This window comes from Bradyrhizobium sp. 521_C7_N1_3 (assembly GCF_052075975.1).
Taxonomy (GTDB): Bacteria; Pseudomonadota; Alphaproteobacteria; order Rhizobiales; family Xanthobacteraceae; genus Bradyrhizobium; species Bradyrhizobium japonicum.
Genome location: NZ_CP197232.1, coordinates 4962541 through 4985195, shown reverse-complemented (window position 1 = coordinate 4985195; position 22655 = coordinate 4962541). Strand labels below are relative to the sequence as shown.

Below are 22655 nucleotides of genomic sequence, written 5' to 3'. Positions count from 1 at the left end.
ATTAGTTGAACTTCAGTTCGTCGGCGCCGATCTCGGCGAGATACGGCGCAAGCATTTGCGGTGTCACATCCTCGATCCGCGGCGGCGACCAGGTCGGATTGCGGTCCTTGTCGATCACGGCGGCGCGCACGCCTTCGCGGAAATCATCGCTGCGGAAGACCTCCAGCGCGGCGCGATACTCGCGCACCAGGCACTCTTCCAGGCTCGATGCCGTGCGCGCGAGCCGCAGCAGCTTCAACGTCACCACCATGCCGCGCGGCGATTTCTCGCCGAGCGTCTTCAACGTGGCCAGCGCGAACTCGGAGCCGTCGCGCTTGAGTGCAGCGACGATGTCCTCCATGCGGTCGAAGCCGAACAGCGCGTCGATAACAGGCTCTTTCGCGGCGACCGGTCCCGCGGTCTCACCGGTTGCAAAACCGTTGATGAGCTTGCTGACATCGGCCGCGGTCGCGCCCTGACCAACCTTGGTCAGCGCGTTGCGCAGCTCCGGCCATTTGGCGGCAGGCACCACGACATCGGCAAACCTCGCATGGATCGCGTCCGGCCCGTTCATGGTCTGGCCGGTCAGGCCGAAATACGTGCCGATCTCCCCCGGCGAGCGCGACAACAGAAAGGTGCCGCCGACATCCGGGAAGAAGCCGAGCCCGACCTCGGGCATCGCGAGCCTGGTACGATCAGTGACGACGCGGTGGCTGGCATGGGCGGAGAGCCCGACGCCACCGCCCATCACGATGCCGTCCATGAACGCGACATAGGGTTTCGGGAATCTCTTGATCCGGGCGTTGAGGATGTATTCCTCACGCCACAGGATCTTGCCGAGATCACCGTTGACCTTGGAGCTTTCCCAGAGCGTGCGGATGTCGCCGCCGGCGCACAGGCCGCGCACGCCGGCCCCCTCCAGCAGGATCACGGCGACGGCGGGATCGGCCTCGAAGCGGTCGAGCGCCTTTTCGATGTCGCGAAACATCTCCAGCGTCACGGCATTGATCGCCTTGGGGCGGTTAAGCCGGATCACGCCGGCCGCGCCCTCGACGCGGGCGACCAGATCGCCCTCCTCCACTGAACTCATCGCGCGCCCTCGATCAATTTGCGCGCCACGATGAGCCGCATGATTTCATTGGTGCCTTCGAGGATCTGATGCACGCGCAGATCGCGCACGATCTTCTCGATGCCGTATTCGCTGAGATAGCCGTAGCCGCCATGGAGCTGGAGCGCGTGGTTGGCGACCTCGAAGCCGACATCGGTGCCGAAGCGCTTTGCCATCGCGCACAGCATGGTGGCATCGGGGTCCTTGCGGTCGAGCGCGGCGGCGGCGCGCCACAGGAAGGTGCGCGCGGCCTCGAGCTCGATCGCCATGTCGGCGAGCCGGAATTGCAATGCCTGGAATTCGTCGAGACGTTTTCCAAAAGCCTTGCGCTCCTTCATGTAGGCGCGCGCCTTGTCGAGCGCGGTCTGCGCGCCGCCAAGCGAGCATGCGGTGATGTTGAGGCGGCCGCCGTCGAGGCCGGCCATCGCGATCTTGAAGCCGATGCCCTCCTCGCCCAGCCGGTTCGCGACCGGCACGCGCGCGTTCTCGAACATCACGGCGCGGGTCGGCTGCGCATTCCAGCCCATCTTGCGCTCATTGGCGCCGTAGGAGACGCCGGGCGTGTTGCCGTCGATCACGAGGGTCGAGACGCCGCCGGCGCCGTCCCCGCCAGTACGGACCATGGCGACCAGAAGATCCGTGCCGCCGGCGCCGGAGATGAACTGCTTCTGGCCGTTGAGGACGTAATGGTCGCCGTCGCGCACGGCACGGGTGCGCAGCGCTGCCGCATCGGAGCCGGCGCCGGGCTCGGTCAGGCAGTAGCTCGCGATCAGCTCCATCGAGCAGAGTTTCGGCAACCATTTGTGGCGCTGGGTGCCGCTGCCGAAGGCATCGATCATCCAGGACGCCATGTTGTGGATGGAGATGAAGGCCGAGGTGGTCGGACAGCCCGTCGCCAGCGCCTCGAAGATCAGCGCCGCGTCGAACCGCGTCATCGCGGAACCACCGACATCCTCGCGGATGTAGATGCCGCCCATGCCGAGGGTCGCCGCCTCGCGCATCACGTCGACGGGGAAATGCTTCTCCTCGTCCCAGCGCAACGCGTGCGGCGCGATCTTCTCGGCCGCAAACGCCAACGCCATGTCGCGAACCGCGACCTGATCCTCGTTCAGAGCGAACTGCATGCCGGGCTGCTCATTTTTCTCTCGTCATTGCGAGCGAAGCGAGGCAATCCAGACTGTCTCCGCGGAAAGATGCTGGATTGCTTCGTCGCTACGCTCCTCGCAATGACGGCCGAGGAGATCACTTCATCAGCGGGATCGAGAACTCCGCACCTTCCTTGACGCCGGATGGCCAGCGCGAGGTCACCGTCTTGGTCTTGGTGTAGAAGCGGACCGAGTCCGGGCCGTGCTGGTTGAGATCGCCGAAGCCCGACTTCTTCCAGCCGCCGAAGGTGTAATAGGCGATCGGCACCGGGATCGGCACGTTGACGCCGACCATGCCGACATTGACCTTGGCCGCGAAGTCGCGCGCGGCATCGCCGTCGCGGGTGAAGATGGCGACGCCGTTGCCGTAGTCATGATCCGACGGCAGCGCCAGCGCTTCCTTGTAGTCGTGCGCGCGCACGACCGAGAGCACGGGCCCAAAGATCTCTTCCTTGTAGATCCGCATGTCCTTGGTGACGTTGTCGAACAGCGAACCGCCGAGATAGAAGCCCTTCTCGTAGCCTTGCATCTTGAAGCCGCGGCCGTCGACGGCGAGCGTAGCGCCTTCCTTGATGCCGATGTCGATGTAGCTCTTGACCTTCTCGACCGCCTCGCGCGTGACCAGCGGACCGTAGTCCGCCGACGGATCGATCGAGGTGCCGATCTTGAGTGACTCGACGCGCGGGATCAGCTTTTCCATCAGCCGGTCGGCGGTGGACTTGCCGACGGGAACGGCGACGGACACGGCCATGCAGCGCTCGCCGGCCGAGCCGTAGCCGGCGCCGATCAGCGCGTCGACCGCCTGGTCCATATCCGCGTCGGGCATGATGATAGCGTGGTTCTTGGCGCCGCCAAAACACTGGCAGCGCTTGCCGGTCTGGGCTGCGCGCTCGTAGATGTATTGCGCGATCGGCGTCGAGCCGACGAAGCCGATGGCCTTGATGTCGGGATCGTCCAGGATGGCGTCGACCGCTTCCTTGTCGCCGTTGACGACGTTGAGGATGCCTGCCGGCAGGCCCGCCTCGATCATCAGTTCGGCGAGCAGCATCGGCACGCCGGGGTCGCGCTCGGACGGCTTCAGGATGAAGGCGTTGCCGCAGGCGATGGCGGGAGCGAACTTCCACATCGGGATCATCGCCGGGAAATTGAACGGCGTGATGCCGGCGACGACGCCGAGCGGCTGGCGCATGGAATAGATGTCGATGCCGGGGCCGGCGCCTTCGGTGTATTCGCCCTTCATCAGATGCGGGATGCCGCAGGCGAACTCCGCGACTTCGAGGCCGCGCTGAATGTCGCCCTTGGCGTCCGGCACGGTCTTGCCATGCTCACGCGCGAGCAGCTCGGCGAGCTTGTCGTAATCGCGCTGCACCAGCTCGACGAATTTCATCATGACGCGGGCCCGGCGCTGCGGGTTGGTCGCGGCCCATTCCGGCTGCGCGGCACGGGCGTTCTCCACGGCGGCGCGGACCTCGGCCTTGGACGCCAGCGCCACCTTGGCCTGGACGTCACCGGTCATCGGCTCGAATACGTCCGCCGTCCGGCCTGAGGTGCCCTTGACCTCCTTGCCACCGATGAAATGTCCGATTGAACGCATGGAATGATCTCCTGAGGTCGAGCGTGAACGCTTTGACAAATCCTATCGACCTGCATTTTATAGGATTCAAGTCTGAGATAATGCACCATAGATGTGCGAAAATGCTGGATCAAGGTAGCATCGACTGGGACGACTTCCGCTTCGTGCTGGCCATCGTGCGGGGCGGCTCGGTTTCGGCTGCGGCCAAACAGCTCGGAGTGGACCACGCCACCGTGATCCGTCGCGTCGACCGGCTGGAGAGACACCTCTCGGCGAAGCTGTTTGACCGGCGCAAGACCGGCTATCTCCTCACCGAGGCCGGCCAGCGCGTCGCCGACAGCGCGGAAGCCATGGAATCGACCATCGTCGCCAACCAGGAACAGGTCGGCGGCTCGGTGGCGCGGCTGACCGGCACGGTGCGGATCGGCGCGCCCGACGGGTTCGGCACCGCCTTCCTGGCGCCGCGGCTGGCGCCCTTCGCGGACCGCTATCCCGACCTCGATCTGCAACTTGTGGCCACCGCGCGGCTGTTCAGTCTCTCCAAGCGCGAAGCGGATATCGCGATCAGCCTGACCATGCCGAAGGAAGGCCGCATCGTCGGCCGCAAGCTCCTGGACTACCGCCTCGGGCTTTATGCGGCGCCGGCCTATCTCGACCGTTTCCCGAAGATCACCTCGCGACAGGATCTGCCGCAGCATCGCTTCGTCGGCTATATCGAGGAGCTCCTGTTCACGCCCGAGCTCGATTACCTCCCGCAGGTATCGCCGCGGATTTCGGCGCGCTTCCGCAGCGCCAATCTGATCGCGCAGCTCAATTCGACGCTCGCGGGCTTCGGCATCGCCGTGCTCCCGCATTTCATGGCGAGCGATTATCCGCAGCTGGTGGCGGTGCTGCCGGAGGAGATATCGATCACGCGGACGTTCTGGATGCTGATGCACGCAGACAGCAAGGACCTCGCGCGGATCCGCGCGGTGGCCGATTACATCGGTGAGATCGTGGAGCGCGAGCGGGCGTTGTTTGCGGGGCGGTAAGGACGGTCTCGTAGGGTGGGCAAGGCGAAAGCGTGCCCACCATGTCTCTTGCAGGCGTGGAGAGATGGTGGGCACGGCGCAAGAGCGCCTTTGCCCACCCTACCGCATCTCAGTTCTGCTTCGCCTTCTTCGCCGCCGTCACCTTCGGCTCGCGCTTCGCGCCATCGAGCGCGCTATCCTTGCCGGCCTTCAGCACCTCGTCCGACAGTTCGCTGGATCCTGCAATGCGCGCCAGCAGCATGGTGCCGGCCATCGTGGCCAGCGTCGCGATGGCCTGCTTGCGCGCGGCCTTGCGCGGCAGGTTTGGGATGAAATCGGTCATCATCTCGACCATCTCGTCGAGCTTTCCGGCAAAGGCCTTGCGCGTCTTCGGGCTCTCGCGGGCGATCTCGGCGCCGAGCGCGGGAATCGAGCAGCCGTGGCCGGGATTGTCCCGGTGCAACGCCGAAAGATAGGTCTCGACGATCTGGGTCAGTTGCTTTTCGGGCGCGACCTGATCGGACTGCTTGCGCCAGTGCTCCATCGAACGGTCCATGGCGTAGGCAAAGGCCTCGATCACCAGCGCCTCGCGCGAGTCGAAATGCGCGTAGAACCCGCCATGGGTCAGGCCCGCCTCCTTCATGAGGTCGGCGACGCCGATGCCGTGGGCGCCTTTTTCGCGCAGCCGCACGGAAGCCTTCTTCACGATTCGGTCGTGGGTTTCCTGCTTGTGTTCCCGGGAATAGCGCATGCGGGTCTCATTGAATGTCGGAGATCATCTCATAACACAGAAATGGACCAGGCGGTGCATTAATTCATGTTAAGTTGTCGCGCCGATCATGGAAAAGGTTGCAGTTGCATGGACTGCGAGCGCACCCTTGCCGTCGCGGACAAAGCCCTCGGTGTAGCTGGTCTGGCGTCCCAGCTTGATGATCTTGCCTTCGGCCGAGATCAGCCCGGAACGGACTGACAGCGGACGCAGGAAGGTCATTTTCAGGTCGAGGGTCACGGACGATTGCCCGGCCTCCAGCCGCGTCGAGATGGCGCAGCCCATGGCGGTATCGATCAGCGCCGCGGCGGTCGCGCCGTGCAGCAGGCCGATGGTATTTTCGAGATCCTCGCGTGGCTCCAGTTCCATCACGATCCGGCCCGGTTCGACCACCGCCATGGTGAAACCGATCAATTTTGCGAACGGCGGCGGCGGCAACCGGCCGTCGCGGATTCCCAGCATCGCGTCCATGCCCGAAAGCCCCATCGCTGCTTTTGCAACCGGCGCAGGCGCCTGCCAGTCCACCACGCGCTCACGCCGCTGCGCGGGCGAAAACAGGTCGAGTTGATCGTTACAGGTCATGGCGGCCTCTTTGTATGATGAATGTCATACTATGTCACGAACTTCACGATGGCAACTCCGTCCCCCACCCGCTTGACAAGCTGGGCGTTTCGGCACCGAAGTGATCCCGACCCGCGCGCCTCGCGCATGTCCACGAAACTCCGAGATGCCCCGATGGAAATGCTCAACAATCACTGCGGCGTGACGCGCGATGCGCGCGGCGTCGTTCATGTCGCGATCTGCAACGCCGGCCCGCTCAACATTCTGGGCTCGCCCGTCACCGATGCTGTGCGCGAAGGCCTGCAGACCCTCGCGACCGACCGCAGCATCCGCGTCGTGGTGCTGCGCGGCCAGAGCGAGAAGAGCATGATCGGCGGCGCCGACATCAAGGAGATGGCCAAGCTCGACCAGAAGTCAGCCGAAGCCTTCATCAGCCGCCTGCGCGATCTCTGCGAGGCCGTGCGCCAATTCCCGGCCCCTGTGATCGCGCGGATGCCGGGCTGGTGCCTCGGCGGCGGCCTCGAAGTCGCGGCCGCCTGCGATTTCAGGATCGCTGCACGCGATGCGCATTTCGGCATGCCGGAGGTCCGCGTCGGCATCCCCTCGGTGATCCACGCCGCCCTGCTTCCGCGCCTGATCGGCTGGGCCCGCGCGCGCTGGCTGGTGATGACGGCGGAGAACATCGACGCGCCGACCGCGCTGGCCTGGGGACTGGTGGACAAGGTCGCGCCGGAGGGCGAATTGGATGCCGAGGTCGAACATCTCGTGAAGGCGCTGCTCGAATGCGGCCCCGAGGCGCTGCGCTCGCAAAAGGCGCTGCTGCGGCAATGGGAGGAACTGCCGCTGACGGAGTCGGTGAATCTCAGCGTCAAGGTGTTCGGCGAGTCGTTCCTGACGGACGAGCCGACGCGGTTGATGCAGGCGTTCGTGAACAGGAAGCGGTAGGCGCTGGACGGGGTGCCGTGATCGTTTCAGCATGATGCTGTCATCGCCCGCCTTGTGCGCAATTGCGCACTAGGCGGGGCATGACACCGTCATTGGGGAAGCGCCTTCGTTTCCTTGGTCGCAGCCCCTCCTCCAATCGAACGACCAAATCTCATCCGAACCACGACAATTTCTCATGCCGGCCGCGGTTGCATTTTTTGCGCCGCATCATATGATGATCATAATCTTTTCCGCCATCGCTGGGAGTTTCATCATGGCCGAAGCCGCCGATCCCGTCGTCATCGTCTCCGCCGCCCGCACCCCGCTCGGCCGCTTCATGGGCGAATTGTCGCCGCTGGCCGCTCACAAGCTCGGATCGCATGTGATTGGGGCTGCGCTGGAGCGCGCGAAACTCGCGCCCGAGAAAATCGACGAGGTCTTCATGGGCTGCGTGCTGCCGGCCGGACAAGGCCAGGCGCCGGCTCGCCAGGCGGCACGTAGCGCCGGCCTGCCCGACGCCACGGGCGCGACCACGGTCAACAAGGTCTGCGGCTCCGGCATGAAGGCGACCATGCTGGCGCACGACATCATCCGCGCCGGCTCGGCCGAGATCGTCGTCTCCGGCGGCATGGAGAGCATGAGCAACGCGCCCTATCTCCTCGCCAAGGCGCGCGGGGGCTACCGCGCCGGTCATGATCGCATCATCGACCACATGATGATGGACGGGCTGGAGGATGCCTACGAGACCGGCCGCTCCATGGGCGATTTCGGCGAAGCCACCGCGGAAGCCTATCAGTTCACGCGCAAGGACCAGGATGCCTACGCGATGGAGACGCTGAGCCGCGCGCGCAAGGCGGTCGAGGGCGGCGCGTTCAAGGCCGAGATCGCGCCGATCACGCTGACCGAGAAAGCCGGCCCGCGCATCATCGCCAATGACGAGCATCCGCTGAAGGTCGACCCGGCCAAAATCCCCGGACTGAAGCCGGCGTTCCGCGCCAACGGCACCATCACGCCCGCCGCCTCCTCCGCCAATGCCGACGGCGCCGCCGCGCTGGTGCTGACGAAGCGCTCGCTCGCGGATCGCAACGGCCTGCCGGCAATGGCCGAGATCAAGGGCCACGCCACCCACAGCCAGGAGCCGCAATGGTTCACGACGGCGCCGATCCCGGCGATCCGCAAGCTCCTCGACAAGGTCGGCTGGAGCGCCGGCGACGTCGATCTGTTCGAGATCAACGAGGCCTTCGCCGTGGTGGCGATGGCGGCGCAGCGCGACCTCGGCATCCCCCGCGACAAGCTGAACATCAACGGCGGCGCCTGTGCGCTCGGCCACCCCATCGGTGCGACCGGCGCGCGGCTGATCGTGACGCTGCTGCACGCGCTCGAGGCGCAGAATCTCAAGCGCGGCGTCGCGGCACTCTGCATTGGCGGCGGTGAAGCCACGGCCATCGCCGTGGAGCGTCTGACGCAGTGACCAAGACACGTCCGAAAATGAGGGAACTCTGTCATTTTCGACAGACACGTCCCGTGCCATTCTGCAAGCTCGTGCAGGTGTCTCAAAGCCTGCCCATCAAACATTGAGGCCCAATGATCTCGAACTGGCTCGCGGCAGCACTCGGCCGCCGCAATATCCACTACGGCTGGGTGATGGTCGGCGTGACCTTCCTCACCGCGCTGATCAGCGCCGGCACGGTTGGTGCGCCCGGCGTGTTCATCGTCCCGCTTCAGCACGAGTTCGGCTGGAGCACGGCGCAGATCTCCTCCGCGCTGTCGATCCGCTTCATCCTGTTCGGGCTGATGGCGCCGTTCGCGGCCGCCCTGCTCAATCGCTACGGCCTGCGCAACGTCACGCTGACTGCACAGCTCATCGTGGTCTCGGCGCTGGTCCTTTCGCTCGGCATGACGCAGGTCTGGCAGCTCGTGTTGCTGTGGGGCGTCGTGATCGGCATCGGCACCGGCATGACCGCGCTGGTGCTGGGCGCCACCATAGCGACGCGCTGGTTCGCCGCGCGGCGCGGCCTCGTCGTCGGCATCATGACTGCGAGCGTCGCCACCGGCCAGCTGGTATTCCTGCCGCTGCTCGCAAGCCTGACCGAGCGTTACGGCTGGCGGCTCGCGCTCGGCTTCGTCTGCATCGCGCTCGGCGTCTCCGCCGTGGCGGTTCTCCTCGCGATGCGCGACCGGCCGAGCGACGTGGGCCTGCGCCCGTTCGGCGACGAAGGCACCGAGCCCCTGCCGGCCCCGCCGGTCAGCCATGGCTCGATCACGGGCGTGGCGCTCGGCACGCTGCGCGACGCCTCGAAGTCGCGCGCGTTCTGGATCCTGTTTGCGACCTTCTTCGTCTGCGGCGCGTCGACCAACGGTCTCGTCCAGGTTCACCTGATCCCGATGTGCCTCGATTTCGGCATCCCGCAGGTGCAGGCCGCAAGCCTGCTCGCCGCGATGGGCATCTTCGACTTCTTCGGCACCATCATGTCGGGCTGGCTGTCGGACCGCTACGACAACCGCTACCTCCTGTTCTGGTACTACGGCCTGCGCGGGCTGTCGCTGATCTTCCTGCCCTTCAGCGACTTCTCGTTCTACGGGCTGTCGATCTTCGCGATGTTCTACGGGCTCGACTGGATCGCCACGGTGCCGCCGACGGTGCGGCTTACCGCGCAGAAGTTCGGACCCGAGCGCGCCAACCTAGTGTTCGGCTGGATCTTTGCCGGCCATCAGCTCGGCGCAGGCACCGCGGCGTTCGGTGCCGGTTTCTCGCGGACGGTCTATGAGAGCTACCTGCCCGCGTTCTTCATCGCCGGCGCGCTCTGCGTGTTCGCCTCGCTGATCGTGCTGGCGCTGTCGCGGCAACCGAAGGCCGAGCCGAAGCCCGCGATGGCCTAGTACCTGATCGTGGTGGTGACGCCGAAGACTGCGGCGTCACCGATCCGCGACACGCCGGTCGGATCGTTCGGATTGGGGATGCCGCCAGAGGGGCGGAACACGTATTGGAAGTAAGGCGCGATCAGCCAGCCCGGCTTGATATGCGCCTCGTAGATCATCTCGATCAGCATCTCGTTGCTGCGCACCGGGCTCTGGATGCCGGTGAAAGCCTGCGTATCAATGTCAAGATTGCGCGCGGTGTTCGAAATCCGCATATAGGCCATCGCCACGCCGAAGCGATCGAGCGGACGGCCTGGCGTGAAGCCGACGAAGCCGATGCCGCCGTCCACATAGAGGTCGATCAGATTGCGGTCCGGCGGGCTGTAGGCGATGCGGCCGAACGCGGTGACGCCCGGGATCGAGGCTGACGTGCTGTTGTCTTTCACCTCCGGCGGGCGATAGAGCACCTGCTCGATGACGGCGAAGATACCGTAATTGCCGCGAAGTCTTGCAGGCATACCGCTTCCGCCGGCATCGGCGATCGACAGCCCCTCCGCCGTAAAACGCTGGCTGTCGAACGAGCCATAATGCTTCCAGGCGCCCGGCGTGAAATTGCCGGCGAGCGGCCGGCCGCCGATATCGATGTCGTAGTTGAAGCGGACCTGCCCGATCACCCATGGCGGATCGTTGACGCGGAACGCCAAGCCATGATGGTCGCGCAGCTGCGGATCCGCCTCGCCCGGGCCTGACGGATCGCCGTTGAACACCGCACCGAACGCGGTGATGTTCTCGGTCAGCGCCGCCTTGATGCGGATGCCGGGCACCGCGATCGGCGGTGCCGGGCCCCCGGCGGGAAGATTGCTCGCCTTGATCGCGGGCCAGCCGAAAGTGCCGTTGATGAAGAGGTCGTCGGTCTGGCTGTCGAAGAACTCGACGTCGGCGGCCTGCTGGCCGGCCCTGATGTTCAGGCGGTCGCCGAAGAAGCTCTGCTCGAAATAGGCGTTGTAGAGCCGCTGGTCCGGCAGTGCCTCGATCTCGCTGATGGTGGCGAGGTTTATCACATAGTTGCGGGAGAGCCCCTGGCCGTAGATCACGAAGCCATTGGCGTAGAACCGGCCGCCGGTCCAGCCGACGAGCTTGTCGAGATCGGCATCGACCGAGAGATCGAGGCGGCCGAAATGGATGGCGCCACGCTTCACGCCGCCGGAGACGTTGGCGATGTTGTCGGCGATATAGGTGGCACCGAAATTCAGGCCCTTGTTGGCGAGCCCGTCATGCCATTCGTTGAACCATTTTAGCGCCAGCCATTCGGCCGCGCTTTCGTCCTTGGCGCCGGCGAGCGCGCTCGTGCTCGCCACCGTTGCGGCCAGCACGATCGCGGCCGCGTTTCGCAGCAGAAATCTGTGGGACGTCCCGATCACGGCTGATACCGGCTGCGTACGCTACCTGAAGATACCCGTGCGCCGCATGAACAGATAGGCCGCCCCTACGGACGAGGCCATCAACAGCGCCGCCCAGAGAAATCCGCTCTCGACGTCGGTGAGCGGCAGGCCCTTGGTGTTCATGCCGAAGATGCCGGTGATCAGGGTCGGCGGCAGCAGCAGCGAGGTCACGATGGAGAGCGTGTGGAGGTGGTGGTTGCTCTCTTCCTCGTTCTTGAAGCGCAGCTCCTCCTCGAGGAGGCGGCTGCGTTCGCGGAGCTCGACGATGTCGTGATCGAGCCCGTCCAGCCGCTGCGCCAGCTTGCCGGCGTGAATGCGCAAGGCCGGCGCCAGATGATCGGTGTTCTTCTGATCGAGGCGATGGAACAGCACGCGCAGGCCGGTGAGCTGGCGATGCAGCCTGACGCAGGTCCGGCGCAGCCGGCCGAGATTGCGGCGCATCTCCGGCTTGGCGTCGTCGGCCAAAATCCGTTCCTCGATGTCGTCGATCTCCTGGCCGAGCTTGTCCGCCATCCGGTCCAGCGTGTCGGCGACCTCGTCGACGATCTTTTCCAGGAGATGGGCGACGTTGTCGACGCGGTAGCCGCCTTCGAGCACGCGGCGCGTGGCATCGGCCGAGCACAGCGCCTGATGCCGGCCGCTGACGAGAAGATGCTCGGTCATGGCGAAACGCAGGAACGCGGTCTCTTCGGTCGCGCTGTCGATGTCGCGCACGAGATCGGAGAAGACGCCGTAGACGCAGTGGTCGATGACGTGAAGCTGCTGGAAAGTGTCGTTGGACAGCAGGAGGTCGCGCGCGAGCGGCGGCAGCTGTGACGCCGCGATCCAGGGCCGTGCGCGCGCATCGGTCAGGTTGAAATGCAACCAGAGCCGACCGTCATGGCTGAACTCGATCGGCTGGTCGATCGGCAGCGCCTCGGCGCTGCCGTCGCCGTGCAGCCGGAACGCCCAGACCAGGCCGGGAATGGCGGGCACGGAATCCGATATCGCGCTGACAAGCTTCGCCGGCTCAGCCATGGCCAACCCCAACCGTCAACAAACGCCCCGTTTCCGGAAGATGGCTGACGGCATCCTCCGGACCTCTCGCGGGTACTCAATTACGGCTTTGTTACAGTTTGATGATGATGCAGCCCTACTCCGCGGCCAGCCCCGTCGCGGCCACCGCCTCGACCTCCTTGACGTAGTCGTGCACGACGCGGCCGAACGGCAGCGTGAGATCGGCGATGTAGTGGTGCGCGCCCAGGCAGCGGAGAACCGGGAAATCCGCAACCGGCGCGTTGACGTGCGGCACCAGATGCAGCCGGCCGGGCCCCATCCAGGAGCCCTTCGGCACGATGTCGATGAGGTTGATCGCGACGAGCTGACAGACTTCGAGACGGCCGTCGACGCCCGGGATCATCTTCAGATTAATCTGCGTCTTCGACAGCGTCGTACGGGTGCGATCGCCGTTGCCGGCCATGCTCTCGTGCTTGTAGCCCATCGTGCCCATGGCGACGAGCTGGCCGGCATACTCCAGCGTGCCCGTCAGCGTGTCCTTGACGATCTCGAGCTTGGGATGGGCGTATTTCTTGGGAAAGCCCCAGATCTCGCGGCCCGCCGCGATCGGCGGATCATCATCCAGATACATCTGCGAGACGAAATTGACCTCCTCGCCGTTGAGGCGCGCGGGGATGACGAGGCCGGATTCGGTGTAGCTGCCGAAGCCGGAGGAGTCCGGCATCTTGATCCATTCGTAATGCACGATCGGCTGGTCGATCGGCTCCAACGGCTCGGGCAGGCCGGCGCGGATCAGCTCCGGATCGGTCTCGTAGGTGATGACGAGGAATTCGCGGTTGACGAAGCGATAGGGCCCGGCCGGATAGCTCGGCCCCGCCGCCGGCATGGACGGAAGTCTCAGCACGTCTTCCCTGCGCATCCTGATCTCCTGTGTGTGATGTCCGCCCGGCGGCGTCAGGCCTGGACCCCAAAATTGCTAGCCGCCGTCATTGACTGCGATGTGAAGGATTTCCGTCAGGCGCACGACCTCCCGCCATTCCCGCTGCGGTCGGCCTGCATGCAGACGATGCATCGGCGCTGAAATTGTCATCACGCCGTCACTGCCGGACGCAATCGTTTGGTCCACGCTAGGAGGCACGCCATGGACGCCCGCACGTCGCAACCGGCTCATCAGACGCATCAGCCTCCCGCACGGGGCTGGCGCCCCGAACGCTGCGACCGCGTCGCGCTGGTGCTGCAAGGTGGCGGCGCGCTCGGCGCCTACCAGGCCGGCGTCTATCAGGCGCTGCACGAGGCCGGCATCGAGCCCGACTGGGTCTGCGGTGTCTCGATCGGTGCAATCAATTCCGCCATCATCGCCGGCAACAAGCCCGAGAAGCGGCTGGAAGCGCTCCGCATCTTCTGGGAGCGCATCACCAACCGCAAGATCTGGCATTACACGCCCGACGGCGACATCTTCCGCCAGTGGCGCAATCTCACCAGCGCGTGGATGACGTCGGCGATGGGTCAGCCTGGCTTCTTCACCCCGCACCAGGTCAATCCCTGGTTCAGCCCGGTCGGCGCGCGCACCGCCACCAGCTATTACGATACGATGCCGCTGAAGGAGAGCCTGCTGGAGCTCGTCGACTTCGACCTCATCAACGAGAAGAAGGTCCGTTTCGCGGTCGGCGCGGTCAACGTGCTCTCGGGTAACTTCATCTATTTCGACAACTCCCATGACGAGATCGAGCCGGAGCACATCATGGCTTCCGGCGCCCTGCCCCCGGCGCTGCCGATGGTGCGGATCGGCACCGATCATTTCTGGGACGGCGGCATCGTCTCCAACACGCCGCTCCAGCATCTGCTCGACCAGGAGGACGCGCTCAACTCGCTGGTGTTCCAGGTCGACCTGTTCAGCGCGCGGGGCGTGCTGCCGCGCTCGATCCAGGACGTGATGGCCCGCCACAAGGACATCATGTATTCCTCGCGCACGCGCCACAACACCGACGTCTACCGCCGCACCCACAACCTCAAGATTCTGCTCTACAAGGCGCTGGCGAAAATCCCGGACGAGCAGCTCTCCGACGAGGATCGCCAGCTCAAGACGAGCCTGCGCCGCATGCCCGAGATCGCGATCCTGCACCTGATCTACCAGCAGAAGGCCTATGAGGGCGACGCCAAGGACCATGAGTTCTCGGGCACCTCGATGCGCGAACACTGGACGAGCGGCTACGAGGACACCAAGCGCACGCTGAAGCGCCGCGACTGGATCAAGATGCCGGACGAAGGCATGGGCCTCGTGGTGCACGACGTGCACCGGGAGACGGAGAGCGCGTAACGGCGCTCTTCAGACAGGCCGCTCCAGACAAAAACTGCGAAAACAACCCCATGCACAGTAGCCGGGGCGTGTTAGATCAACGACTTACGTTTTCCCGAAGCCATTTGACTCGTCGGGCAAAACAGGGGCATGATGGCATCATTGCCAAATCGCACGACCAATCTGCTCCGTGCCAATCCGTGAATTGCGGAACTTCGGTTCCACTTCATTCCGGGCATACGTTTTTACTACAATTAACCGCAGGTCTCTCGGCACATCGCTAGACTGTTGATGCGCGACGATGCTTCCAGGCCACGCAACAACAGAACACAGCGTGGGGTGAATCATGATCAAAGTTGTACAGGCATTCGACCGAACCGAAATCACCGAGCTCGCCAGTGACGACGCCGCCGCGCTGGAGGCAAAGTTCGAGACCGCGCGAAAGCTGTTCGCGGACCGAAAGGCCTGGCTGAAGCCGCATCAGCGGATCGCCATTCTCAACAGGCTCGCCGATCTGGTCTCGGCGAAGCGGCAGGATTTTGGTATCCTGATCGCGCGCGAAGGCGGCAAGCCGCTCACGGATGCGTTGATCGAGACGGATCGGGCGATCGACGGCATCCGCTCGGCAGCGGATTTTTTGCGGACCCGCGGCGGGGTCGAGGTCCCGATGGGCCTGACACCCGCAAGCGATGGCCGGCGGGCATGGACCATCAAGGAACCCATCGGCATTGTCGCGGCGATCTCGGCCTTCAACCATCCCCTCAACCTGATCGTTCACCAGGTCGCACCGGCGATCGCGACGGGCTGCCCTGTCATCGTCAAGCCGGCTGGCACAACGCCCCTGTGCTGCGTCGAGCTCGTGAAACTCGTCCACGAAGCCGGCATGCCCGAAGGCTGGGTACAGACGTTCCTCCCGGAGGATCACGGCCTGCCTGAAAAATTCGCGACCGACCCGCGCGTCGCCTTCCTGAGCTTCATCGGCTCGGCGCGCGTTGGCTGGCATCTGCGATCGGTCATCACCCCCGGTGCGCGCTGCGCCCTCGAGCACGGCGGTGTCGCGCCCCTCATCGTCGACCGCAGCGCCGACCTCGAAAAGATCATCGAGCCGATCGCCAAGGGCGGTTATTACCACGCGGGGCAAGTCTGCGTGTCGGTCCAGCGCATCTATGTGCATTCCGCGCTTCAGAAGGAGTTCGTCGACCGCTTCGCGGCCAGGGTCGAGGTCCTGAAGGTGGGAGACCCGACGCTCCCCGAAACAGAGGTGGGACCGCTGATTACGCCGCAGGAGGTTGCGCGTGTCGAAGGCTGGATCAATGAGGCGGTTTCGGCCGGGACACGACAGATCGGGGGCGGCCGGTTGAGCGAGACCACGCTCAAGCCATCGATCCTGATCTCGCCGCCGCGCGATGCCAAGGTTTCCACGCTGGAGGTGTTCGGGCCGGTGACCTGCGTCTATCCGTTCGATCGCATCGACGACGCGATCGCGGAAGCCAACTCGCTTCCGGTCTCATTCCAGTCCGCCATCTTCACGCGCGACCTCGCGGTCGCGCTCGATGCGGCGGAGCGCCTCGACGCGGCGGCGGTGATGATCAACGACCACACCGCCTTCCGCACCGACTGGATGCCTTTCGCGGGCCGCCGCGTATCCGGCCATGGCGTCGGCGGCATTCCCTACACGATGCACGAGATGACGGCGGAGAAAATGATCGTGTTCAGGTAATCGCCGAACCAGCGCAGGCTCGGTGGAGCAGGACGAAGAAGTGGCCCGGACAGCCCTTGCCGCGATCGAGGGTGCCGCCGGCCAGTCATGAACCCAACAGTCAGGAGATCACATGTCCAAGGGAAAAGTGCTCGTTGTCGGCTCCAATGCCACCCGTATCGAAATCCAGGGCGGCGGCACCGGACCGACTGGCCAATACCTCAATGAAACCGTCGTGCCGGCGATGGCCGTGGTCGATGCCGGCTACGAGGTGGTACTGGCGACGCCGAACGGCAAGCAACCGTACATCGATCCGGCCTCCGATCATGCGGCCCATTTCGGCGGCGACGAGAAGGCCTACCGGCGGGGACGCGACTTCTTCGACAAGGACCCGGCGATGACCAACGTCCATACGTTGCGCGCGATCGTGGACGGAGGACTGGATCAATATGCCGCCGTTTTCGTTCCCGGTGGGCAGGGTCCGGTCGTCGACCTCATGCAGGACGCGGAGCTCGGCAAGATCCTGCGATATTTTCACGAACGGAAGAAGCCGACGGCCCTGCTCTGCCACGGACCGATCGCGACGCTGGCCGCCCTGCCCGACGCCAAGGCCTATCGCGCCGCGCTGATCGCCGGCGACAAGGCCAAGGTCGCGGAGCTCGGAAAGGGCTGGCAATATGCGGGCTACAAGATGACGGTATTCACCGCCTCGGAAGAGATACCGATCGAGGAGCAGTTCCTGCACGGCAAGATCTACTTCACCATGCCGGACGCGCTGGGAGCTGCGGGTGCCGAGGTCAGCAGAAGCGCCGTCGACTTCGAGCCTTACGTCGTCGAGGACCGCGAGCTGATCACCGGCCAGAATCCGCGGTCCGACCATCCTATCGCGGCAAAGCTGATCGCAGCGCTCGACCGCGCCACTGTGGCGGCGTAAGCGTTTACCCCAATGTCATCCCGGCCTGGTGCGCAATTGCGCACAGGGGCCGGGAGGAAATCGGGACAGAAGCCTGCTTCAGCAGCATCCGGCTTCTTTCGACCGCGTTCCGCGAAACTAACAGGTCTTCTGCTGCAAGTGCTGCACGCAGGTGCAGGTCTTCGCCGCCGGATATTTCACGTCGTAATAGGGAAAACTCGACGTGGCGGGGGTGTTCGTCGAGCAGCGGGGGAACAGGTAATAGCTGTCGGACAGCTTCACCGTGCCGGCGATCGTGAAGCCGAGGTTGGGCGCGTAGTCGTAGGACACCTCGCTCAGGATGAGCGAGATGTTGGCATTGCTGGTACCGCCCGGCGCGGTAAAGGACGACAAGGTCATCTGCTGACCGGCGGCCCTCGCCCCCGACGTACTGGTCGACTTGCTCCATTGCACCGTCGCGTTGCCATTGCTGTCGGTCGAGACCTCGGAGACCGTGATCGTCATCAGCGAGGTGCTGCCGTTCTTGATGGGATAGGGAGCCATGATGGAGCTCGCCGCAGCGAGAATGCCGTCCATCTGGGTCGACGTGACGGCCGTGTTCTGCGAGATCATGTCGGCAACGCTGTGCGCGGTCGCGCTGACCTTGACGTTCATGGCGAGCCCGTTGCCGAGCTCGACGCCGCCGACATAGAGCACCAGCATGAACGGCGTCACGATGGCGAATTCCGTCGCTGCAACGGCGCGTACATCGGTCAACATCTGCCGAGCGCGAGACGACAGGGCGGAGATCATCAGGTGGCTCCTGGCTCGTTCTGGAACGCGGCGGACGACATGAGCAGCCGGTTGCCATTGCTAAGGTTCGAGAGATTGAAGCCGAGCGGCCCGAGCACGACCGGCCAGACATACATGACGCGGAGAACGACGATATCGCCGGAATCGCCAGGATTGTATTGCCAGCTGTTGGTCACATTGCCCGAGCCGTCGAAGGTCAGCGTGGGCGTCGCCGTGTTCGCGGAAGACCAGGACGTTGCGACCTGCATGTCGACCATCAGGCCGCTGCAATTGAACAGGATTACGATCTGATCGCAGACCTTCTGCTTGAAAACCGCCTGGTTCATCTGCGCCGACTGAACCTGCCCCGTCATGACGAGACGCGCCGACTGGCGCACCACGGTTTCAAGCATCTGCTGGGCAAAGAAAACCAGAAACGTCTGGATGAGCGCGATGACGAGCGCGAGAAACGGCGCGGCAACGAGCGCGAATTCGACGGCCGTGGCTCCGCTTCTATCGCCGGCGAAGGCGGCGCAGCGGTTGCGGCGTCTCTTCGTTGTCGTGACCTGTCGGGTCATGGCCCCTTCCCTACTGCACGAGGCTGGCCGTGCTGGACGCAACCTTGATGAAGAGGTTGGTCAGCGCCGCGGAAATGTCGCCACCGGTCTGCACGCTCGCATACAGCCCGGGCGACGCGCACGATTGCAGCCGTGTCGCAATCGTGCCGGTCGACGAGGTCGGGCTGTTGAACTGCGCGATGCGGGTGTTGTACCAGCTCTCGGTCGGCAGCGGCAGATACTCGGTGTAGAGGACCGCAATGCGAATGCCGCGATTCTTGATCGTCGTGCAGATCGCCGTGTCGAGCGGTTGCTGGCATCGCAAGGTCGTCGAGTTGGCCGCCGGAAGCGCATAGGTCGCATTGGCGTCGCAGGTGCCCCCCGACTTCGGAATGAGCTTGTCCTCCACGCCGTCGGTGACCAGGAAGACCACCTCCTGCGGCGTATCGCCCGCCTGATTGGTGCCGGTGCCCGGCAGTGGCATCACGGCGTTGACGTCCGTCAGCCCCTTCGAGATATCCGTGCCGTAGTCGGTGGTGTAGGTGCAGTTGCCCTTGCTGTCGACAATGGGGCAGTTCTGGTGGTCGACCGTCAGGAGCTGAATGTTGGTGATCTTCGTGGCGGCGGTGTCCGGGGTGGTCAGCGTCTGGATCGTGTTGAGGGCATAGTCGAAGGTGTAGATGGCAGCCTTGTAGGTGGTGTTGTTGAGCGCCGACATGCACTGCATGACGCCGCCCGTCACACCCGCCTGCGGGCACGTCCAGGGTCCCTTCAACAACTGCGTAACGGCGTTGGTCACGAGATCGATGCGCAGTGTGACGCTGTTTGCGCGCGCGACGGTGAGATTGTCCTTGTTCGACGAGCTGGGAGCTGCGTTGTTGGGACGCGTCTCATGGCAGGCGAACCCGCAACTCTTCGCGTAGCTGGGCTGGTTCTTCGTGAGCGCAATCATGTTGGTGATGTCGTTCTGCGTCGCCGCGATCGCCATTGACGGCGAGTCGTCCAGCAGCAGATAGAAGTTCATGTTGGGCGCGCTCGACGCCTTCGCCGTTGCGGAGCCGGCCACTTGCCAGGTCTGCTTGCCGAGAACGCTGGGGAAATTATTGACGGACTGCGCGGTGTAGGAAACCGTGATGCTTCGTGCGAGGCCGGAATCCGTGACGGTGATGGTCGGCGTCGGCGTCGCCGTCAGACCGGGAAGATTCGCCTTCGCTGCAAAGACGGCTGCGGCGGTCGCCTGGACGACCGTCTTGTCGGTCTGGGTCAGCATCGCCGGCCGCACGGCAGCGATCGCAGCCGCGTCGGCGGCTGCGTTCAATTGCTCGCGCTTGCGGACGGCCTGCGTGTAGTCGAGCGTCATGCCCAGGAGAAAGACGATCGGGACCATCGTGAGGGCGAAGATAACGGCGATGTTGGCCTTCCGGTCTCTTGCGAAACGGAGCACTACCCGGCGGAGCATGACCTTCATCCTGATTGCCGTCGTGGCGGCAGAGAGCAATTCCTAAAGTCTTTTGATCGGGGCAACCGGTGGGATGACCGCTGCCGGTCGCCCGCCAATCGCAGGCTGGAATATGGATATGGCCCCCTTAATCAACACTTACGGGCAATCCACAAACAGGGAGTGCAACGGAGTGGGATGTTCCATATCGAGAGGACATCATTAACGTCGGTTAAACGCGATCGCAGAGATTGAGGGGTAAGCGGCCTCCGGTGAGGTCGATACGACCTCAACGCCGGCGCTTGCGGGAGCGTCCGGCGGGCTGCGCAGCATCACCGCTCAGCAGGCACGTCGGTCTGGTCAACCGCGGCTATGGTACAGACGCCAAGGCATCATGCCGTCATTGGGCATCCGCGCCATCGTCGTCTTCGACTTGCAGAATGGTCCCCGACAGCAGAGCGGCGGCCTTTTGAAGCGGCGCTATGAAGCGGTCCAACTCGGCGAAGCTCACGCGGGCCACCGGTACGGACACGCCGAGGCAAGCGATCAACTCCCGATCCGGCGACAGAATGGGGACGGCGCACCCGACCACCCCCTTGACGTACTCTTCGTTTGTCTTGGCCCAACCGCGTTGTCGCGTCTCCTCGAGAACCTTCATCAGCGCGTGGACATCGACGATCGTCGTTTCGGTGAATTTGGTCAGGGGTAGCGCGCGGCACAGCTTCGCCCGGATCCGCTCGGGCAGTCTGCTCATATAGATCTTTCCGGTCGACGTGCAGTGTAACGGCGCCGCTTCTCCCGGATTGAACTGAAGACCTTGCGGCTCCGAAACGCGAACGCTGTCGACATAGGCAACGACGTTGTCGCGCACGACGCCGATCTCACACTGTTCTCCGATTTCTCCCGCAACCGCCCGAAGCACCGCGTGCCGCCGCGCGGTGCGAAATGCAGCGCCGATGACGGTGGCCGACAGTGTGACGAGCTGGTTTCCCACAACGTACCGCTTGGTACCCAACGCCTTCTGAAGCAGTCCGCGGTCTTCGAGGTTTCCGATCAACCTGTGTGCCGTTGGAAGCGGCAACGAAAGAGCCTTTGCGATCTCCGCGGCCGAGACGGCTTTGCGTTGGTCGGCAACATGCCGAACGATCGCGAACGCCCGATCCAACGGTCCATCCTTCTCATTTCGCTTCGTCATTTCCCACCCGGCCAAAACTGGAAGTGAAATCAAGGCCAACGCCAAGTATTATCATTTTTCGGAATTAAACCTATTGAAATTCGACAAAACTGATTGTCGAAATCCTGAAAGCTCATATTCTTGGCGTCGCCGGCGATTGACCAGAAATTGTGCAATGCGGTCTCGCCGTTCCGAAAATCGCGCTCCGCCGCTTGGCCCGGAGCCAAGTTCTGCCGGCGCGCTCAACAGGAGATGTGCATGTCTCGTCATTACGACGTGGACGCTGTGAGGAAGGAATTCCCCGCGGTCGAACGGATGGTCTATCTGGATTCCGGGTTTCAAACGCCGCTCGCGCGTCCCGTGAAGGCCGCGATCGAGCTTTTCCTTCGCGAGGGCTTCGAGACAGCCGGTCCGAAGAGTGTCTGGCTCGATCGGGTCGAGCAGACCCGTGCCAAAGTCGCCCGCTTTCTCGGTGTGACGGCGGATGAGATTGCCTTCACGAAGAACACGTCGGAAAGCATGAACATTGCGGCAAACGCACTGCCGCTACAGGCCGGCGACAACGTCCTGATGATCCACGGCGATCATCCGAACAACGCCTACGCGTTCCTCAATCTGCAACGGAAAGGCGTCGAGGTCCGCTTCATCCCAATGACGGAGGTCGTCGACGCCGACAGCTTTGCTCCCTTCATTGACGAAAGGACGCGTGCGATCTCGATGTCGCATGTGACTTTTCACGCCGGGCACCGCTTTGACATCGAGAGCGTCGGCGCGCTGTGCGTCAGGAACAAACTCCACTTCGTGGTAGACGTGATGCAGGCCATCGGAGTCGTGCCTGTCGACGCCAAGGCGATCGGCGCAAGCTTCATCGGCTCCGGCAGCCACAAGGGATTACTGGTTCCGCAAGGGCTCGGACTGCTCTATTGGGACAAGACGCTCAAAGAGCTGGAGCCGACCTATCTGGCGGCTGCGAGCCTCGCCGAGATCCCGAGCGATCTCATCGCGCGTGCCGACAGGATGGCGCCCTCGCCGGCCGCCAAGCGCTTCGAGCTCGGCAACTTCAATCTACCCGCAGTCCACGCCCTCGGTGCTTCGCTCGACATGATCGAGCAGATCGGGGTGCAGAACATCCAGAACCACTGCTTCGATCTCGGCGATCACCTGATTGCGCGCCTGGACGAGCTGGGCGTCCGCCTCGTTGGCCCGCGCGAGCGCAAGCATCGCGCTCCGCACATCTACGTCATCGCCCTGCCCGCGGCAGACTGGCTCGGCCATTTCGAGGAGAACGGCGTGCGCGTGTCGCCCGAACGAGATGGCATTCGCGTCTCGCTCGGCATGTTCAACACCGCCACCGACATCGATCGGCTGATCGACGTCATCCGTCGGCGCGGGCTCAGACGCCCGTCCGTCGCGGCTTGAATTTGACAAACGATCGGAAGGC

The 22655-nt window shown here is 64.1% G+C and carries 20 protein-coding genes; 8 read left to right on the top strand and 12 right to left on the bottom strand.

Going from position 1 to position 22655, the window contains the following annotated elements; genetic code table 11:
- Window position 1 precedes the first annotated feature (1 nt).
- From AB7008_RS22895 to AB7008_RS22885, 3 genes are all read right to left on the bottom strand, one after another.
- A complete protein-coding gene (locus AB7008_RS22895) occupies window positions 2-1069 on the bottom strand; it encodes an enoyl-CoA hydratase/isomerase family protein (RefSeq protein WP_441259566.1) in 1068 nt (355 codons plus the stop codon).
- Window positions 1066-2211 carry an isobutyryl-CoA dehydrogenase gene (locus AB7008_RS22890; protein ID WP_304493931.1) on the bottom strand — a complete coding sequence of 382 codons (1146 nt, stop codon included), beginning with the start codon at window positions 2209-2211 and terminating at the stop codon, window positions 1066-1068. Before AB7008_RS22890 ends, AB7008_RS22895 begins: the two co-directional genes overlap by 4 nt.
- Window positions 2212-2329: 118 nt before the next feature.
- Window positions 2330-3826: a CoA-acylating methylmalonate-semialdehyde dehydrogenase gene (locus AB7008_RS22885; protein ID WP_028153395.1), complete on the bottom strand. Its 1497-nt coding sequence runs from the start codon at window positions 3824-3826 to the stop codon at window positions 2330-2332.
- 101 nt (window positions 3827-3927) lie between these two features.
- Between AB7008_RS22885 and AB7008_RS22880 the strand changes: the two genes are divergently transcribed.
- Window positions 3928-4836, top strand: a complete 909-nt coding sequence (locus AB7008_RS22880; protein ID WP_028157678.1) for a LysR family transcriptional regulator — start codon at window positions 3928-3930, stop codon at window positions 4834-4836.
- Window positions 4837-4945: 109 nt separating this feature from the next.
- On the opposite strand, the gene AB7008_RS22875 is transcribed toward AB7008_RS22880, so the two are convergent.
- Window positions 4946-5566 (bottom strand): TetR/AcrR family transcriptional regulator, encoded by a 621-nt coding sequence (locus tag AB7008_RS22875; protein ID WP_028153393.1) that lies wholly within the window; start codon window positions 5564-5566, stop codon window positions 4946-4948.
- 69 nt (window positions 5567-5635) lie between these two features.
- Window positions 5636-6166, bottom strand: a complete 531-nt coding sequence (locus AB7008_RS22870) for a PaaI family thioesterase (protein WP_304493929.1) — start codon at window positions 6164-6166, stop codon at window positions 5636-5638.
- A gap of 153 nt (window positions 6167-6319) precedes the next feature.
- Here AB7008_RS22870 and AB7008_RS22865 point away from each other — a divergent pair, with 153 nt between their 5' ends.
- The 3 genes from AB7008_RS22865 (at window position 6320) to AB7008_RS22855 (ending at window position 9949) form a co-directional block, all read left to right on the top strand.
- Window positions 6320-7090, top strand: coding sequence for an enoyl-CoA hydratase (locus tag AB7008_RS22865; protein ID WP_441259565.1), 771 nt, complete (start codon window positions 6320-6322; stop codon window positions 7088-7090).
- Between the two features lie 253 nt (window positions 7091-7343).
- On the top strand, window positions 7344-8540 hold the full coding sequence (locus AB7008_RS22860) for an acetyl-CoA C-acyltransferase (protein WP_304493927.1): 1197 nt from the start codon (window positions 7344-7346) through the stop codon (window positions 8538-8540).
- Between the two features lie 113 nt (window positions 8541-8653).
- The gene (locus tag AB7008_RS22855; RefSeq protein ID WP_028157682.1) at window positions 8654-9949 is read left to right on the top strand and encodes an MFS transporter; all 1296 of its coding nucleotides are present in this window, start codon (window positions 8654-8656) and stop codon (window positions 9947-9949) included.
- On the opposite strand, the gene AB7008_RS22850 is transcribed toward AB7008_RS22855, so the two are convergent.
- The 3 genes from AB7008_RS22850 to AB7008_RS22840 all read right to left on the bottom strand — a co-directional run bounded on the left by AB7008_RS22850 (window position 9946) and on the right by AB7008_RS22840 (window position 13285).
- Window positions 9946-11349 carry a carbohydrate porin gene (locus tag AB7008_RS22850; protein WP_304493926.1) on the bottom strand — a complete coding sequence of 468 codons (1404 nt, stop codon included), beginning with the start codon at window positions 11347-11349 and terminating at the stop codon, window positions 9946-9948. The two genes, AB7008_RS22855 and AB7008_RS22850, sit on opposite strands and share 4 nt — an antisense overlap.
- 21 nt (window positions 11350-11370) lie before the next feature.
- Window positions 11371-12387, bottom strand: a complete 1017-nt coding sequence (locus AB7008_RS22845; RefSeq protein ID WP_028157684.1) for a transporter — start codon at window positions 12385-12387, stop codon at window positions 11371-11373.
- Window positions 12388-12502: 115 nt separating this feature from the next.
- Entirely contained in the window at window positions 12503-13285 is a 783-nt protein-coding gene (locus tag AB7008_RS22840) for an acetoacetate decarboxylase (protein ID WP_304493925.1), read from the bottom strand.
- Window positions 13286-13507: 222 nt separating this feature from the next.
- Between AB7008_RS22840 and AB7008_RS22835 the strand changes: the two genes are divergently transcribed.
- From AB7008_RS22835 to AB7008_RS22825, 3 genes are all read left to right on the top strand, one after another.
- Entirely contained in the window at window positions 13508-14683 is a 1176-nt protein-coding gene (locus tag AB7008_RS22835) for a patatin-like phospholipase family protein (protein WP_304494630.1), read from the top strand.
- A gap of 325 nt (window positions 14684-15008) precedes the next feature.
- Window positions 15009-16382, top strand: a complete 1374-nt coding sequence (locus AB7008_RS22830; RefSeq protein ID WP_304493923.1) for an aldehyde dehydrogenase family protein — start codon at window positions 15009-15011, stop codon at window positions 16380-16382.
- A 112-nt stretch (window positions 16383-16494) separates the two neighbouring features.
- On the top strand, window positions 16495-17295 hold the full coding sequence (locus AB7008_RS22825; protein ID WP_212504632.1) for a type 1 glutamine amidotransferase domain-containing protein: 801 nt from the start codon (window positions 16495-16497) through the stop codon (window positions 17293-17295).
- A gap of 117 nt (window positions 17296-17412) precedes the next feature.
- Here AB7008_RS22825 and AB7008_RS22820 read toward each other — a convergent pair whose 3' ends face one another.
- From AB7008_RS22820 to AB7008_RS22805, 4 genes are all read right to left on the bottom strand, one after another.
- Window positions 17413-18066 carry a TadE/TadG family type IV pilus assembly protein gene (locus AB7008_RS22820; RefSeq protein ID WP_028157690.1) on the bottom strand — a complete coding sequence of 218 codons (654 nt, stop codon included), beginning with the start codon at window positions 18064-18066 and terminating at the stop codon, window positions 17413-17415.
- Window positions 18066-18623, bottom strand: coding sequence for a TadE/TadG family type IV pilus assembly protein (locus AB7008_RS22815; protein ID WP_028157691.1), 558 nt, complete (start codon window positions 18621-18623; stop codon window positions 18066-18068). The genes AB7008_RS22820 and AB7008_RS22815 overlap by 1 nt, the downstream gene beginning before the upstream one ends.
- A gap of 10 nt (window positions 18624-18633) precedes the next feature.
- Window positions 18634-20061, bottom strand: a complete 1428-nt coding sequence (locus tag AB7008_RS22810; protein ID WP_304493922.1) for a TadE/TadG family type IV pilus assembly protein — start codon at window positions 20059-20061, stop codon at window positions 18634-18636.
- A gap of 379 nt (window positions 20062-20440) precedes the next feature.
- Window positions 20441-21235, bottom strand: a complete 795-nt coding sequence (locus tag AB7008_RS22805; RefSeq protein ID WP_304493921.1) for an IclR family transcriptional regulator — start codon at window positions 21233-21235, stop codon at window positions 20441-20443.
- Between the two features lie 237 nt (window positions 21236-21472).
- Between AB7008_RS22805 and AB7008_RS22800 the strand changes: the two genes are divergently transcribed.
- Window positions 21473-22633, top strand: coding sequence for an aminotransferase class V-fold PLP-dependent enzyme (locus tag AB7008_RS22800; RefSeq protein WP_304493920.1), 1161 nt, complete (start codon window positions 21473-21475; stop codon window positions 22631-22633).
- The last annotated feature ends 22 nt before the right edge of the window (window positions 22634-22655 follow it).